The following is a 15,739-nucleotide window of genomic DNA, read 5'->3' on the forward strand; positions in this document are numbered from 1 at the left end:
TTTTAAGACCACAAATTTAGTTATTTTTGCATTATGGAATGGTTTGAATCTTGGTTTGATACCCCTTATTATCATTTGCTTTATAGCAACAGAGACTATACTGAAGCTGAAAGCTTCATTACAAAACTTACTGCGGATCTACAGCTTCCGCCTCAATCCAGGATCATTGATCTTGCCTGTGGAAAAGGAAGACATTCTGTTTTTCTCAACAAATTAGGGTACGATGTTTTAGGTCTGGATCTTTCAAGACAAAGTATTGAATCTGATAAACAGTATGAAAATCAAACCCTGATTTTTCAGGTTCATGATATGCGAAACCCAATTGATGCAGATCCTATGGACGCTGTTTTCAACCTGTTTACCAGTTTCGGTTATTTTGACAATGAAAATGATGATAAAAAAGTTTTTCAATCAGTATATAATGCACTAAAACCTGGAGGATATTTTGTTCTGGATTATCTGAATGAGGAATATGTAAGAAACACTCTGGTTGCCGAAAACATTATTACCCGTGGAAATATCGATTTTAAGATTTTGAAAAAAATCGAAGGCAGACATGTTATTAAAGATATTCGTTTTCAAACAGAGGGCCAGTCTTTTCATTTCTTTGAAAAAGTGAAACTTCACACATTGGAAGCCATCCATGCTTATGCTTCGGATTGTGGTTTTGAAAGAATAAAAATCTGGGGTGATTATCAGTTGAATGAGTTTAATAAAGAGACCTCCCCCCGTTGTATCAATTTATTTAAGAAAAAATAATGATAACAGTACTTTTACTGATTTTAAGTGTAGTTGCCGGAGTTTTTCTGGGGAAACACTTTGGTAAAAAGGAAAAGCTGGCTAAAAATCTATTGGTATTAAGTGCAGGCTTCCTGATCACCATCTGCCTAAACGAAGTTTTCCCTCAGGTATATACTTCTTCAGCAGGCAGCAGTCTGGGAATATTCGTCATTGCAGGAGTTCTTCTGCAAATGATTTTGGAAGCGCTTACCAAAGGTTTTGAGCATGGACATTTCCATCACCACAATGAACATAATATTCTACCCATGGCTTTAATGGTAGGACTTTTTATTCATGCATTTATTGAAGGGATTCCCTTGGCCAATGAAGAACATGAGTTATCACCTTACCTTTTAGGGATCGTGTTTCACAATCTTCCTATCTCATTTATTTTGGGCGCATTTTTATTCAATAGAAAAGGAGAATCAAAGAGTTCATCAACTTATCCTTCTTTATTAATTGTTGCTCTCTTTGCATTAGCTTCTCCTATGGGAATGTTATTAGGAAATTATTTCAACCCAGATCTTCAACCTTATTTTCTGGCTATTGTAGGTGGAATTTTCCTTCATATTTCATCGGTGATTATTTTTGAAAGCAATAAGAACCACAATATTGATTGGGTTAAAATAGGACTTGTCGTATTAGGTGTTTCTCTTGCTCTGATGATGCACCTTTTCCACCATCATTAAAGACTTATTTTTTAAGCATAAAAAAGAGGCTGTCTCAAAAGGTAAACTAATGCTCTGAGAATTTTCTAAATGACAAAAGTTGTCAGACAGGAGTCCAAGAGAGGGGTACTTTTGAGACAGCCTCTTTTATTTTTATTCCATGATATCTATGGGAATTAGAATTTCCAACCAATGGTAAGGAAGAAGTTGTTTCTGCTGTTTTTAACTTCACTTACTGCATAAGCATCACTTTCATAGATAGATTTTGAATCTAATGAATAATAAGCACTATCGTAATCATTTCCAATAAGTCCTCTCATAAAAGGATTGCTGTACTTTGAACTTACATTTTGATAGGATGCATCAATATAGAATGATTTGAAATCATACCCAATACCAAATGAAAGTAAGTTTCTATCGCTTAACATCATATTACTATAAGATTGATCTGCTACATTCCCTGCATTATCAAATCTGCTAACCGTAAGAGCATCAACCGGATTGGATAAATAGGAATATCCACCTCTTAATCTCAGCTGTTGTACTCTATATTCGGCACCTACTCTTACCTCTGACATATTTTTATAATTCTCTTTAAAGAAAGAATTCAGATCCCTTTCAACATTACCATATACTTTATAATCTGGTTTTGTAAGACCTAGAGTATAATCTACGTTCAATGAGAAGTTTTTACTGGCAACAAACGCAGCACTCACTGTAGCTTTAAGCGGTGAAGTAAATTTTCTGTTTTCAGAACCTATCCCATTTCCATAATCCGGATTATTGTAAAAGCTGAAGTCACGATCTATATTCCAGAATGTAGGGGTCTCAAGAGATGCTCCTAATCTGAAATTGGGACTTAATTTTCCAATTACCCCTATTGTAGCTGAGAATCCAGAGGATCTTTCCGAATAAGGAGTATCCTGTCTGTCAAAAACATCTACATAATTATTTTTATTCATCTTTAAGCCTAATCTATCATACTGATCTACAGTAGCATTGAAAAAATTCAATCCTGCTCCAATATATACACTATGATTATAATTGGCTCCAACACCGAAACTCATTTTGGATAAATTCCCATATCTTGAATAGGCATGTCCGTCTAATGTAGCAGCACCATCAGGTAAAGCAGCTATTATATTAGCATTTCCAGGAGTCTGTATGATATTATCAAGGGATTGATTTGAAAAATTAACCCCGATATTAATAAATTTCCATGCTGATTCAGTCATTAATGGAAAAGCAATTACACCTCCCGCATTTCCTAAATCGCCTCTTGTCTTGCTAAAATCCATTTTATTTCCACCCAAGGAAGAGCTATTTTTATTCCCCATAACGGATAAGGTTGCAGAAACTTCTCCTGAAATAGCAACTCCTAAACCTGCCGGGTTAGTCAGCAATGAATTCGCATCACCTCCCAGTGCTCCGTTAGCACCTGCCATAGCATTAAACTTGGCAGATCCCACCATAGGAGTACTAGAATAAACATCTACAGTATTTCTTATTAATGAAACATCTTGAGCCTGTGCAAAAAATGCAGCAGAAATACCCATTAATACTAAAGATTTTTTTAACATTATTTTTTTTAATAGTTTTTTAATGAAGTTGAATATTATCTGAAGCCTCCTGATCTGAAGCCGCCACCCCCGCCGGATGAACCACCTCTAAAGCCGCCACCGCCGCCTGATGAACCACCAGATCTGAAACCACCGCTGGAATTATTAAATCCGCCATTGTTCCTGAAACCTCCGGAATCACCGGATCTGAAACCTCCATTATATCTTGGCTGTTGAGGTGCAGAATTACGGAATCCACCAGAATCTGAATTTCTGAAACCTCCATTTGAATTTCCATTTCTAAATCCATCAGAGTTTCCATTTCTGAATCCGCCGTTACCATTTCTAAAGCCACCGTTTTCATTTCTAAAACCGCCGTTTTCATTTCTGAAACCACCGGAATTAGAGTTTCTAAATCCATTAGAATTTCTGAATCCGTTGTTATTTCTGGCAGTGTTTGTTCTGTATACAGCATTACTCATTCCTGAGCCGCTGTTACCACTTCTCATATAAATTCTGTTATGTCCGCCCCAGTAGCCACCTCCGTATCCCCAGTAAGGATTTCCATAATAACCACCCCAGAATGGATCATAGTATCCACCCCAGTATGGAGAATATCCGTATCCCCAATATGGGCTTCCCCATCCGAAAGAGCCTCCCCAGCCCCAGCCGAACGATCCGCCCCAACCCCATGAAAGACCAGCACCCCAGCCCCAGCCGCGGTTCCAGCCCCAATATGGATTATATCCTCCCCAACCCCAAGGAGATCCCCATCCCCAGGAATTGTCATAGTAATTGGTTTGAGATCCTGCATACATTCCCCAGTCAGAGTTGGTTGCATTTCCCCAATTAGGATCTACATCACTCCATTCATTATATTTATTTTGCTGTTCTCTGGAATTCGTCTGTGCATTCTGAATAACATTAGAATCCTGATAGTAGTCGTAGTAATCTCCTACTCTGTTTCCGCCACCATTAATGATAACTCCTTCTGGCAGCGTATCCTTATTGGGGTCATAATATACCCCATCTGTCTCGCTATACCCTCCCATCTGAGCACCACAAGACATAAGCAATAATCCGCCTGAGATTGCTAATATCCCTTTAGATTTTAGCAGCCCAAGCAAATTTTTATGTATATTTCTTTTCATGATAACGTAAAAATTTTTAATTTAAATTATATTTGCAATCTGTACCAAAAATGTACCAATACTGATTAAAAAATCTATCAAAAATAGATTTTTATTTTTAGATAACAATAATGTGCAAAAGTTAAAAAAATTTTAAAAGATAATGGCAAAATTAACCTCAAGAAGCGAAGATTACAGCAAATGGTATAATGAGCTGGTTGTAAAAGCTGATTTAGCTGAAAACTCAGGAGTGCGTGGATGTATGGTAATCAAACCGTATGGCTATGCAATCTGGGAAAAAATGCGTGATGAAATGGATAAAAAGTTCAAAGAAACAGGTCACGTGAACGCATACTTCCCGCTTTTTGTGCCCAAGAGCTTATTTGAGGCTGAAGAAAAAAATGCAGAAGGTTTTGCAAAAGAATGTGCGGTAGTTACTCACTACAGATTAAAAACAGATCCTAATAATCCTTCAAAATTAATCGTAGATCCGGATGCCAAACTGGAAGAAGAACTTATCGTTCGTCCTACGTCTGAAGCAATTATCTGGAATACTTATAAAAACTGGATCCAGTCTTACAGAGATCTTCCTATCCTTATCAACCAATGGGCTAATGTTGTACGTTGGGAAATGAGAACCCGTCTGTTCCTTAGAACAGCAGAATTCTTATGGCAGGAAGGACACACAGCTCACGCTACAAAAGAAGAAGCTGTAGAAGAGGCTGAAAAAATGAATAAAGTATATGCCGATTTTGCAGAAAACTTTATGGCAATTCCTGTAGTTCAGGGATTAAAAACACCTTCTGAAAGATTTGCAGGAGCAGATGAAACCTACTGTATTGAAGCATTAATGCAGGATGGTAAAGCCCTTCAGGCAGGAACATCTCACTTCTTAGGGCAGAATTTCGCAAAAGCATTTGATGTAAAATTCACCAACAAAGAAGGAAAAATAGAACATGCATGGGCAACATCTTGGGGAACATCTACCCGTTTGATGGGAGCTTTAATTATGACTCACTCGGATGACTTCGGATTGGTACTGCCTCCAACTCTGGCTCCAATTCAGGTAGTGATTGTTCCTATCTTTAAAGGAGAAGAGCAATTAGCCCAGATCAGTGAAGTGGCTTTAGATATCCAGGCTAAATTAAGAGCAAAAGGTATTTCTGTAAAATTTGATAACGATACTCAGAACAAACCAGGCTGGAAATTCGCTGAATATGAATTGAAAGGTGTTCCGGTAAGAATTGCTATGGGACCAAGAGATCTTGAGAACAATTCTGTAGAAATTGCGAGAAGAGACAATCTTACTAAAGAAGTTCGTTCTATAGAAGGAATAGATATTTATATTGAAGAGTTATTAAAAACGATTCAGCAAGATATTTATAACAAAGCCTTTGAATTCAGAAAAAATAATGTCACTAAAGTAGATACTTACGAAGAATTCAAGAAAGTTCTTGAAGAAAAAGGAGGATTTATCTATGCACACTGGGATGGTACAGCTGAAGAAGAAGAACAGATCAAGGACGAAACGAAGGCAACAATCAGATGTATTCCTTTAGATGATGATATTGAAGAAGGTATTTCTTTGATTTCTGGAAAACCATCGAAGAGACGTGTATTATTCGCAAAAGCGTATTAATAATTTTAACGATTTTAGAAAATTTCGTTAATTTTTCAACAATTATTGAAAAAAAAATGACATTTAGACGGATTTTTGTTTAAATTTATCTCAACATTAATCTAAAAAAATTTATTATGTCTTTAAATGTCATTGATTTAATTAAAGGACAATTAGGTCCCGCTTTGGTTTCACAGGCTGCATCACAGTTTGGAGAAAGCGAATCCGGAATTTCTAAAGCAATTGGTGGCTTATTACCTGCTGTAGTAGGTGGATTAGCCAATAACGCAGACAATCCTGGTGTTGTGGATGCTATTACGAAAGCCTCTTCAAGCGGAATTTTAGGAAATTTATTAGGTGGGTCATCTAGTAACCCTATTATTACCAATTTATTATCTTCTCTTTTTGGAGATAAAGTAGGCGGACTAGTTAATTCCATTGCCAGTTTTTCAGGAATCAGCAACACTTCTGCAGGTTCTTTGTTAAACCTGGTTACCGGGGCTACAGTAGGCACAGTAGGAAAATATGCAGCAGACAATAATTTGGGTGCTTCAGGTATTTCCAGCTTACTGAATGATCAGAAAGGCATTATTTCGTCTTTACTGCCAGCAGGACTTTCTTTAGCTTCCTTTGGATTAGGAGCTGAAAATTGGTTTGGTCAAGCGAAAGAAACAGTTTCTTCAGTAACTTCTACTGCCAAGGATAACATCGCTGAAGGTGTTGCTACAGCAAGAGAAAATGTAAGTGAAGGAGCAAGAGAAATAAGAGAACAATTTGAAAATAACAACAATAATAATCAAGGCGGAGGCTCAATCTGGAAATGGTTGCTTCCGCTTTTATTATTAATTGCAGCTGCCTATTTCCTTTGGAAACAGTGTGAGAAGAAGCAAACGACTACCACGATGACTTCTACCTCAGACTCTACAGGAACATCTGTAGATACAGCTTCTGCAACGACTTCTACTCCAGCTACAACAGCTGCTCCTACAGCTAAAACTGATGAAAACATTGACCTTAACGGTGTAATGCTAAAAGGCTACAAGGGAGGTATGGAAGATCAGATGATTGCATTCCTGAAAACTGATGGATACAAAAATGCGGCAGACGATGCAGCATTGAAAGACAAATGGTACGATTTCGACCATGTTAACTTTAAAATGGGCAGCTCTACTGAATTAGAAGCTGGATCACAAGGGCAGCTTGATAATTTAGTAGCTATTCTTAAAGCTTTCCCTGATGCAAAAATCAAAATTGGCGGCTATACTGATAAGACAGGAAATGAAGCTTCCAACGTAAAACTTTCTCAGGCAAGAGCTGATTATATCAAAGCTGCTTTAGCAAAAGCAGGAGTTGGAGCTCAGGTTCTTGGAGCAGAAGGGTACGGAAGTAAGTTTGCTAAAGTAGATGCAAAAGCTTCTGATGCTGAAAGAGCTGCGGACAGAAAAATGTCTGTAAGATTCTCTAAATAATCTTTAGAATCAATAAAAATTGAATCCCGGAAAGTGATTTTCGGGATTTTTTCATGTCTTGATGTTTGTGTTTACATTTATTTAATTAAATTTGTTAGTCATTTCTAACATTTATGAATTTCAATTTAAAAAGCGCTTGGCGAAAAGATAAAACATCACATTCTTTATCAGAAGTTTATTCTTCCATTAAAGTCCCTAAAAAAGCCAGTTTCTGGAGAAAATACCTTGCTTTTGCTGGGCCTGGATTAATGATTGCCGTGGGATATATGGATCCGGGAAACTGGGCCACAGATATTGCCGGAGGAGCACAATTTGGGTATACCCTACTTTCAGTTATACTTATTTCCAATATTTTTGCAGTGGTTCTACAGCATTTGTCCGTTAAGCTTGGTGTAGTTGCTGAAAGAGATTTAGCACAGGCCTGTAGAGATCATTTCCATCCTACGACCAATTTCATTCTTTGGGTATTCTGCGAAATAGCCATTGCTGCCTGTGATCTGGCCGAGGTTATTGGTTCAGCCATTGCTTTAAATCTATTATTCCATATTCCGCTGACCTGGGGAATTGTGATTACGACAGTAGATGTATTGGTGATTCTCTTGCTTCAAGCAAAAGGATTTCGATGGATAGAAAGTATTGTAGGTGGACTTATTTTTATTATTCTTGCCTGTTTTGCCTATGAAATTGTTATTTCTAAACCTGCTTTTAATGAAATTCTTGGCGGATTGGTTCCTCAAAAAGAAATCATACAGAATCCGGCTATGCTTTATATTGCTATCGGTATTTTAGGAGCTACTGTAATGCCACATAATCTGTATCTTCACAGCAGTATTGTACAGACAAGAGACTATTCTCGTGATACTGAAGGAAAGAAAGAAGCCATTAAATTTGCAACTTTAGACAGTACAGTATCCCTGATGCTGGCATTTTTTATTAATGCAGCCATTTTAATCCTCGCAGCCGCTACTTTCCACACTACTGGAAATCAACATGTAGCTGATATTCATGATGCCTATAAGATGTTAACTCCAATTTTAGGAGCTTCAATGGCAAGTATTGCATTTGCTATTGCTCTATTAGCTTCCGGACAAAACTCAACGCTTACCGGAACTCTAGCTGGACAGATTGTGATGGAAGGCTTTTTAAATATTAAATTAAAACCATGGCTGCGAAGATTGATTACACGGCTTATTGCTGTTATTCCTGCATTAATTGTTGCTATTCTTTATGGAGAAGAAGGCACAACAGAATTATTGGTTTTAAGCCAGGTGATTCTATCAATGCAGCTAAGTTTTGCCGTAGTTCCTCTTGTCATGTTTACCAATGATAAGGCTAAAATGGGTGAATTTGTGAACAAACCACTCCTGAAAGTTTGTGTATGGGCTATCTCGGCAATTATCATTATTTTAAATTTATATTTACTATATCAGACATTTTTTGGAGAAAATCATTGAATATTTTTTTAAATAAAAGATAAAATAAATTAAAAACAAATAAATAATTTAAATAATTAATATTCAGACATTTACAATCAAAAACGGCATAAAATTGGTGTTTCTTCTTATAGTTTAAAATCAGATATAATTTAAATAGATTTAACAAATGAAAAAAACACTAAAAATGATGACAATTGTAATGGTAACCTCAATTGCATTAACATCTTGCTATTCTTACACAAGTGTGGTAGGAAAAGGAGCATTAGGTACACAGAAAGTAACCCAATGGAATCATTACTTAATTGAAGGCTTAGCTCCCATTTCAGTATCAGATTCAAGAGCGATGGCCGGCGATTCTGAAAACTATACTGTGGAAACAAAACAAACTTTTGTAAATGGATTAATTGCTGCTCTTACATTGGGTATATACACTCCAACTATGACAACCGTTACAAAATAAAATTTTATAGGCAGTGATATATGATCACTGCCTACTTATTTACTATGAAAAAAAGTATTTTTTATATTGCAATTATAATTGCAGTATATCTCATCTATATTATCGCAGATATAATCATCTTCCAGCTTAATTCTTTAAACAACTATGGTATCGGTTTCTTAACTGGAAAGATAATGCTGCTGACTATACTTTCATTTATTATTTATAAAACTAATCCATACGGTAATAAATCTATTTAGCTTACTGCCTAAATGTCCTGTTTTTTCCTTTGGCAGAGTCTTTGCGAATTATCCTGTAAATAAATATTGAATTATGGAAAATCAGGATATTAACGAAGAAAGCATCAATAATCAAGAAGATAACAACATTCAGAATGAGGCAACGTCTCAGGACAATGTGACAGCTACTCCATCTGCTGAGGAACTTTTGGCAGAAGAAAAAGACCGTTACATCAGATTATATGCTGAATTCGAGAACTATAAAAAAAGAACTTCTAAGGAGAAATTGGAATTCTTCCAATATGCTAACCAGGATATGATGGTTTCTATGCTGGGCGTTTTAGATGATTTTGAAAGAGCATTAAAAGAAATCGCTAAAAACGGAAATCCAAATGATCTTCAAGGGGTGGAACTTATCTATCAGAAATTTAAAAATAAACTTACTGAAAAAGGATTAAAAGCTATGGAAGTGAATGCTGGTGACAGCTTTAACGTAGACTTCCATGAAGCTATTACTCAAATTCCGGCTCCATCAGAAGAGTTGAAAGGGAAAATCGTAGATGTTATTGAAACAGGATATACTTTGAATGATAAGGTAATCCGTTTTGCAAAAGTAGTAACAGGAAACTAAAATTCATAAATGATAAATGATGGGTGATAACTGATGAATGTTTCACTTATTAGCTTACAATATCTTTTATCATTTATCAACAATCAATTATTAAATTGTCATGTCAAAAAAAGATTATTACGAGGTTCTTGAGATCAGCAAATCTGCATCTGCCGACGAGATAAAAAAAGCATACCGTAAAATGGCCATCAAATTCCACCCGGATAAAAATCCAGGGGATAAAGAGGCTGAAGAAAAATTTAAAGAAGCAGCTGAAGCGTACGAAGTATTAAGCGACGATCAGAAACGTGCCAGATATGACCAATTCGGTCACGCCGGAATGGGTGGAAATGGTGGTTTCGGAGGCGGAGGCTTCGGAGGCGGAATGAACATGGAGGATATTTTCAGCCAGTTTGGAGATATTTTCGGTGGTGGTTTCGGCGGATTCGGCGGCGGCGGTGGAGGCCGTCAGCAGGTGAAAGGTTCTAATTTAAGAATCAGAATCAAGCTGAACCTTGAAGAAATGGTAAACGGAACTCACAAAACCATTAAAGTAAAAAAAATGAAGATGGCAGAAGGTGCCACTTCAAAAACCTGTCCTACCTGTAACGGTTCCGGTGTTCAGCTTAAAGTAATGAACACTATGTTTGGTCAAATGCAGACTCAGACTACTTGTAGTACTTGTCAGGGAATCGGTAAGGTTGCTGATAAAATTCCTGCCGGAGCTAATGCTCAGGGTCTGGTAAAAGATGAAGAGGAAATCACAATCAATATTCCTGCAGGAGCAAGAGACGGAATCCAGCTTAATGTAAGAGGAAAAGGAAATGATGCTCCGTTTGGTGGTACTCCGGGTGATTTATTAGTAATCATCGAGGAAGAAGTAGATCAAACAATTAAGAGAGAAGGTGACAACCTTCACCAGGAACTGTATGTTTCATTTGCTGAAGCTGCTTTAGGAACTAAAAAAGAAATTCCTACCGTAGGCGGAAAAGTAAAAATTACTGTTGATCCTGGAACTCAATCCGGAAAAATCTTAAGATTAGCAGGAAAAGGTCTTCCAAGTATTGATAGCTATGGTAAAGGAGACATGTTTATTCATATCAATGTTTGGACGCCACAAAAGCTTACTAAGGAACAAAAAGACTTCTTTGAAAAGCAGATGTCCAGCGGAGAAATGGTTGCAGAACCTTCCGGAAAGGAGAAAACTTTTTTTGATAAAGTAAAAGATTTATTCAATTAATATAAAAGAGGCCTTAGGGTCTCTTTTTTTATTTCATCTATTTGTATATTAGTTCTTTATTAAAAAAGTCCGGACATGAAAAGAACAGTATTTTTTTTATTGCTTTTTATAGTCTCATTAAAAGCATTTGGACAACAAAATGATAACAGAGAGTTTGATACTGCAGTGAATCAGTGGTTTTCTGCATGGTCATTAGTGTATAAAGACATTTATAAAATTGACAAAATTCACCCTGTACATTTTGTATTTTTCGATGAAACCTATGTGTACTCCACCTCGTCGGTAACCATTCCTAAAGGTCAGTCAATAAAAGGGTATAATCTCCTAAATCTCAAATACAACTGGAAAAAAAAGCCTCATCACAATTCCCTTACCCTACCTAATAAAAAGACTGTTCCCGTAGGAATTATGTCATTTGCATCAGAAGCCCCTTTGGACCAAAAATCATTTTTTGTAATGCCTTTACCGAGTTTCTGGAAAAAAGCAGGAATAGAAAGCAAGGAACTGGGGTTGGATAATTTAATCACAGGTGTTTTCCTCCATGAGTTTTCCCATACTCAACAAATGCAAAACTTTGGAAAGAATATTACCCAACTTGAAAAACAAAATAATTTTGAAGTCCCTTTCAATGATGACATGATTCAGGCTATTTTTAGTGAAAATAAAGATTATCTTGATCTATACCAGTCCGAAATAAATAGTCTTTATAATAGTATTAGTGATAAGGAACTGAATACAGAACAACTTATAAAGGGATTAACCTTAATTAAAGACAGACAGACAAAGTATTTTAAAGATCAATATCAAGGATTAAAAGAGATAGATGATATTTTCCTTACCATGGAAGGGATGGGACAATATTCCATGTACTTATGGCTGATCCATCCTAAAGGTGCTAAGATGGATAAAAACATAGCATTGGATGGGGTCAGACGGAATAAAAAATGGTGGTCACAGGAGGAAGGACTGGCTCTTTTCTTAATTTTAGAAAGGCTAAAAGGTTCTAAAACCTGGGCAAAGGATATGTTTGGATCAAAAATTATCACCGCAATTGAGCTGATCAAAACCAATATGAAGTAAAATTATTAATCAAAAAAAAATCCTATACTGAAAATAGTATAGGATTTCTTTATTATCTAAAAGTATCTTTATTTTTTCGTAGCTAATGAATAGATTGATTTTCCTATAGTGAAAACAGCTACAGCAGCCAACCCACCAATAATTCCGAAGGTGAATTCCTTTAAAATATCTGGCCATGTTGGAAGCAATTCATGCAGATAATGGATATTATGAGCGAAAATTCCTCCTGAAACTAAAATCAGGGCAATTGTTCCTACAACACCTAAAATTTTGATAATTACCGGTAATGCTTTTACTAAAAGATGTCCAAGTTTGGAAAAGAATCCTTTATCATGGCTTTTTTTGATTAACTTAAAACCAGCATCATCCATTCTTACAATTAATGCTACGATTCCGTAAACTCCTACTGTTGCAATAAATGAAACAAAAGTTACGGTAAGAATTTGCGTAATAAGTGGATGCTCCTGTTGGATTACTGTTCCCAAAGCAATGATTACAATCTCAATAGAAAGAATAAAATCTGTTCTGATGGCTGAATTAATTTTTGCTTTTTCAGAAACCTCAGAGTTTTCATCTTCTTTACTCTCTTCTACTACTTCATGTCCTTTTTTGGAACGGTGAAACAGGAATTCAATAATTTTTTCTACCCCTTCAAAAGCAAGGTATAAACCTCCCAAAATCAGGATGATCTCAATGGCTGGTTTATAAAGCCAATTGAGCAAAAACGCAATAGGAAGGATAATCAACTTATTGATAAAGGAACCCTTGGTAATGGCCCACAATACCGGAAGTTCCCTGGAAGAAAGAAAGCCTGTGGCTTTTTCTGCATTTACAGCCAGGTCATCTCCCAAAATTCCTGCTGTTTTTTGTGTAGCTATTTTACTCGTAACCGCTACATCATCCATCAATGCTGCAATATCATCTAAAATTGCAAAAAAGCCTGATGCCATATTTTAATGTTTTTTTAATCTTTGTTAAGTTCAGCAAAAATAAATATTTAATTCCATTTTCTGATTCATAATGTAACAATAATTTTAAGAATTATAAAGCAATACTTCGCTTTCAATATTTTATATCTTTGTCTAAAATTGATACAATGGATGAGAATTGGGAGTCGCGATTACAAGATATCTGGCAGAAGCTTAGAACAATAAGCAACGAAGAATTTATTCAATTGCTCAAGGAGCATATAACCAACCTTGCAGATTCGCCAGCAATTGCAGATTTTGAAATGGCATGTGCCTTTGATTCAACCGGGAATGAAAAACAAGCTGAACCCTTATACAGAGCCGCGTTAAATTCAGGACTCTCAGGTTTACGAAGAAGAAGAGCGAGGATCCAGCTGGCAAGTACCTTAAGAAACAATGGAAAAATAGTGGAAAGCATCCATATTTTAAGAGAAGAAAAAGCTAACTATTCAGATGATCTGAATGATGCTGTTGATTCTTTTTTAGCGCTTTCTCTTTCTTCAGCCGGGGAATATGAGGAAGCTTTATCGATCACCTTAAAAGCAATTTCTAAGCATTTACCCAGGTACAACAGATCCATGTATAATTATGCAAATGCTTTGTATAAAGAAGTGTTATAAAAACAGCTTTTTAACATTCTGAAGAACAAAATAAAACCTTATATAAATCATCTGTTTTCTTTAGCTTTACAGCTTCTTTTTCTGTACTTTTAATCTATGAAAAAGCTCATTCTCAGGTACCATTTTTTCGTTATGGGATGCATTAGTTTCCTCTTGCAATCCTGTAATACGAAATTCAGAGTTTGGGTAGGCCCTGATGGACAGCAAAAGATTTATAACTTAAAATATGGAGAGCATAAAAGACAGAAAATGGATATCTTTCTTCCTAAAGATTATCCTGTAAATTCTCCTGTAGTTCTTATTGTACATGGTGGAGCCTGGACGCTGGGAAAAAAAGAACATATGATTCAGATTCAGAAAATGCTTTTCAAGAATAATATTCCTAGTCTCAACATGAACTACCGATTGGTTTCTCAAAAGAAAAAAATCACCTATAAACAACAGCTGGAAGATATTGGTCTTGCTGTTGAAAAGTTCAATTCTTTAGCAGAAAAAGCAGAATTGCAACCTAATAATTATATTATTCTTGGTGAAAGTGCCGGCGGACATCTTGCTCTCCTCTATGGTTATCAGCACCCAGATCAGATTAAAAAGATCATTTCGTTAAGCGGTCCTACAGATTTTTACAGCTCTGAATATCTTAATTCCTTTTATTCTAAATATACTTCCCCTACCATTCAAAAGGTTGTAGGAGCTAAATTTGACCGTAAACATTTCTCCGGAGCCTTTAAAGAAGCGAGTCCCATTGCCAACATAACCAAAGTTCCTACGCTATTATTTCAGGGAAATCAAGACTTTTTAGTGAATCAGCACCAAGGCATCGCTATGGACTCCGCATTGACTCATATGAATGTTCCCCACAAATTTGTTTTTATGAAAAAAACAGGTCATGCTCCAAGATTTTTCAGCAAAAGAAAAAGAGATAGCATCATCTATCCGAATATCCTGGATTGGATCAAGAAATAAATATCTTTTAAGTCTATATCATAAATAAACTTTGAATAAGTTTTATAGACATGAATGGGATCAGTCTCAAAAGTTGGGGGAAATGTTAAGTTGATGTATCTTTGAATTATGTTAAGCGATCACGAACTTCTCAAATTATTACTTCCAGAATTTTTAGTTGAATACTTTGACATCCTCAAAGCAGAAGACCACAATGGTGAACTTCATATCTATTTTGAAGAAAAAACCAGTATTCCACAAGAGTTTAAAGAGCGTCAGTTGGAATCAAAGGGGTTTCTATCTGAGATTGTTGTGGATGATTATCCATTAAGGGGTAAAATTGTAAAACTCCATGTGAAAAGAAGAAGATGGACAGATAAGTCATCAGGAGAAATTCTTCAAAGAGATTGGCAGCTTGTATCTAAAGGAACACGTATGACTAAAGACTTTGCGGGTTTCTTAAAAAAAATTAGCCGATACTAAAGCTCTTCCCCTCAAGGTCATCGCAGAGTTCTTTGGAGTTAAGGGAAAGACTTTTCAAAGACAATATAAAAATACACTCAGCCAATACAAGGACTGGAAATACAGAGGTCATGCAGATCAATGGGTGATTTATCCTGAAAATCTTTCAGATTCCTTATCTTTAGATGAAGTAGCCCTATCTGATGGAGAGCTTTATACAGTCCTTACCTCTAAAAGAGCCAAAGGGCAAAAAAGAAGCATTGTCGCTATTATAAAAGGAACTCAGAGTGATTTTGTCATAGAGCATCTTTTGAAAATCAACAGAAGGTTTCGGATGATGGTAAAAGAGATTACTTTGGATATGGCAGGCTCCATGAAGCGCATTGCGAAAAGATGCTTTCCTGGTGCCTCCCTGGTCATAGACCGCTTTCATGTTCAAAAACTAGCTATAGAAGCACTTCAAGAAATCAGAATCA

General features: G+C 36.1%; 16 protein-coding genes. 13 read left to right on the top strand and 3 right to left on the bottom strand.

Features of this window, described 5'->3' with window-relative positions:
* The first annotated feature begins 33 nt into the window (after positions 1-33).
* Entirely contained in the window at positions 34-759 is a 726-nt protein-coding gene (locus tag AC3HD6_RS14805; protein WP_488897041.1) for a class I SAM-dependent DNA methyltransferase, read from the top strand.
* A 2-nt stretch (positions 760-761) separates the two neighbouring features.
* Positions 762-1,469 (top strand): ZIP family metal transporter, encoded by a 708-nt coding sequence (locus tag AC3HD6_RS14810; RefSeq protein WP_488897057.1) that lies wholly within the window; start codon positions 762-764, stop codon positions 1,467-1,469.
* Positions 1,470-1,624: 155 nt separating this feature from the next.
* Here AC3HD6_RS14810 and AC3HD6_RS14815 read toward each other — a convergent pair whose 3' ends face one another.
* Together AC3HD6_RS14815 and AC3HD6_RS14820 are read right to left on the bottom strand one after the other, a co-directional pair.
* Positions 1,625-3,028 carry an OmpP1/FadL family transporter gene (locus AC3HD6_RS14815; RefSeq protein WP_488897042.1) on the bottom strand — a complete coding sequence of 468 codons (1,404 nt, stop codon included), beginning with the start codon at positions 3,026-3,028 and terminating at the stop codon, positions 1,625-1,627.
* A gap of 35 nt (positions 3,029-3,063) precedes the next feature.
* Complete coding sequence (locus AC3HD6_RS14820; RefSeq protein WP_488897043.1) at positions 3,064-4,158, bottom strand: prolyl-tRNA synthetase; 1,095 nt, start codon at positions 4,156-4,158, stop codon at positions 3,064-3,066.
* 142 nt (positions 4,159-4,300) lie between these two features.
* Here AC3HD6_RS14820 and proS point away from each other — a divergent pair, with 142 nt between their 5' ends.
* The 7 genes from proS (at position 4,301) to AC3HD6_RS14855 (ending at position 12,268) form a co-directional block, all read left to right on the top strand.
* Positions 4,301-5,776 (top strand): proline--tRNA ligase, encoded by a 1,476-nt coding sequence (gene proS, locus AC3HD6_RS14825; protein ID WP_488897044.1) that lies wholly within the window; start codon positions 4,301-4,303, stop codon positions 5,774-5,776.
* Positions 5,777-5,892: 116 nt separating this feature from the next.
* Positions 5,893-7,224, top strand: coding sequence for a DUF937 domain-containing protein (locus AC3HD6_RS14830; RefSeq protein WP_488897045.1), 1,332 nt, complete (start codon positions 5,893-5,895; stop codon positions 7,222-7,224).
* Between the two features lie 113 nt (positions 7,225-7,337).
* Positions 7,338-8,678: an Nramp family divalent metal transporter gene (locus AC3HD6_RS14835; RefSeq protein WP_488897046.1), complete on the top strand. Its 1,341-nt coding sequence runs from the start codon at positions 7,338-7,340 to the stop codon at positions 8,676-8,678.
* Positions 8,679-8,826: 148 nt separating this feature from the next.
* Complete coding sequence (locus AC3HD6_RS14840; RefSeq protein ID WP_488897047.1) at positions 8,827-9,120, top strand: Bor family protein; 294 nt, start codon at positions 8,827-8,829, stop codon at positions 9,118-9,120.
* 309 nt (positions 9,121-9,429) lie between these two features.
* Positions 9,430-9,969 (top strand): nucleotide exchange factor GrpE, encoded by a 540-nt coding sequence (locus AC3HD6_RS14845; protein ID WP_488897058.1) that lies wholly within the window; start codon positions 9,430-9,432, stop codon positions 9,967-9,969.
* Between the two features lie 100 nt (positions 9,970-10,069).
* Positions 10,070-11,188: a molecular chaperone DnaJ gene (gene dnaJ, locus AC3HD6_RS14850; RefSeq protein ID WP_488897048.1), complete on the top strand. Its 1,119-nt coding sequence runs from the start codon at positions 10,070-10,072 to the stop codon at positions 11,186-11,188.
* 75 nt (positions 11,189-11,263) lie between these two features.
* Complete coding sequence (locus AC3HD6_RS14855) at positions 11,264-12,268, top strand: hypothetical protein (RefSeq protein ID WP_488897049.1); 1,005 nt, start codon at positions 11,264-11,266, stop codon at positions 12,266-12,268.
* 68 nt (positions 12,269-12,336) lie between these two features.
* Here AC3HD6_RS14855 and AC3HD6_RS14860 read toward each other — a convergent pair whose 3' ends face one another.
* Positions 12,337-13,218, bottom strand: a complete 882-nt coding sequence (locus AC3HD6_RS14860) for a DUF808 domain-containing protein (protein WP_488897050.1) — start codon at positions 13,216-13,218, stop codon at positions 12,337-12,339.
* A 146-nt stretch (positions 13,219-13,364) separates the two neighbouring features.
* Between AC3HD6_RS14860 and AC3HD6_RS14865 the strand changes: the two genes are divergently transcribed.
* The 4 genes from AC3HD6_RS14865 to AC3HD6_RS14880 all read left to right on the top strand — a co-directional run.
* On the top strand, positions 13,365-13,856 hold the full coding sequence (locus AC3HD6_RS14865) for a tetratricopeptide repeat protein (RefSeq protein ID WP_488897051.1): 492 nt from the start codon (positions 13,365-13,367) through the stop codon (positions 13,854-13,856).
* A 96-nt stretch (positions 13,857-13,952) separates the two neighbouring features.
* On the top strand, positions 13,953-14,822 hold the full coding sequence (locus tag AC3HD6_RS14870; protein WP_488897052.1) for an alpha/beta fold hydrolase: 870 nt from the start codon (positions 13,953-13,955) through the stop codon (positions 14,820-14,822).
* A gap of 108 nt (positions 14,823-14,930) precedes the next feature.
* A complete protein-coding gene (locus AC3HD6_RS14875; protein WP_488897053.1) occupies positions 14,931-15,284 on the top strand; it encodes an ISAon1 family transposase N-terminal region protein in 354 nt (117 codons plus the stop codon).
* Positions 15,285-15,408: 124 nt separating this feature from the next.
* A partial coding sequence (locus AC3HD6_RS14880; protein ID WP_488897054.1) for a transposase occupies positions 15,409-15,739 on the top strand: 331 nt, incomplete at its 3' end.

Source organism: Chryseobacterium sp. II3a (assembly GCF_057815135.1).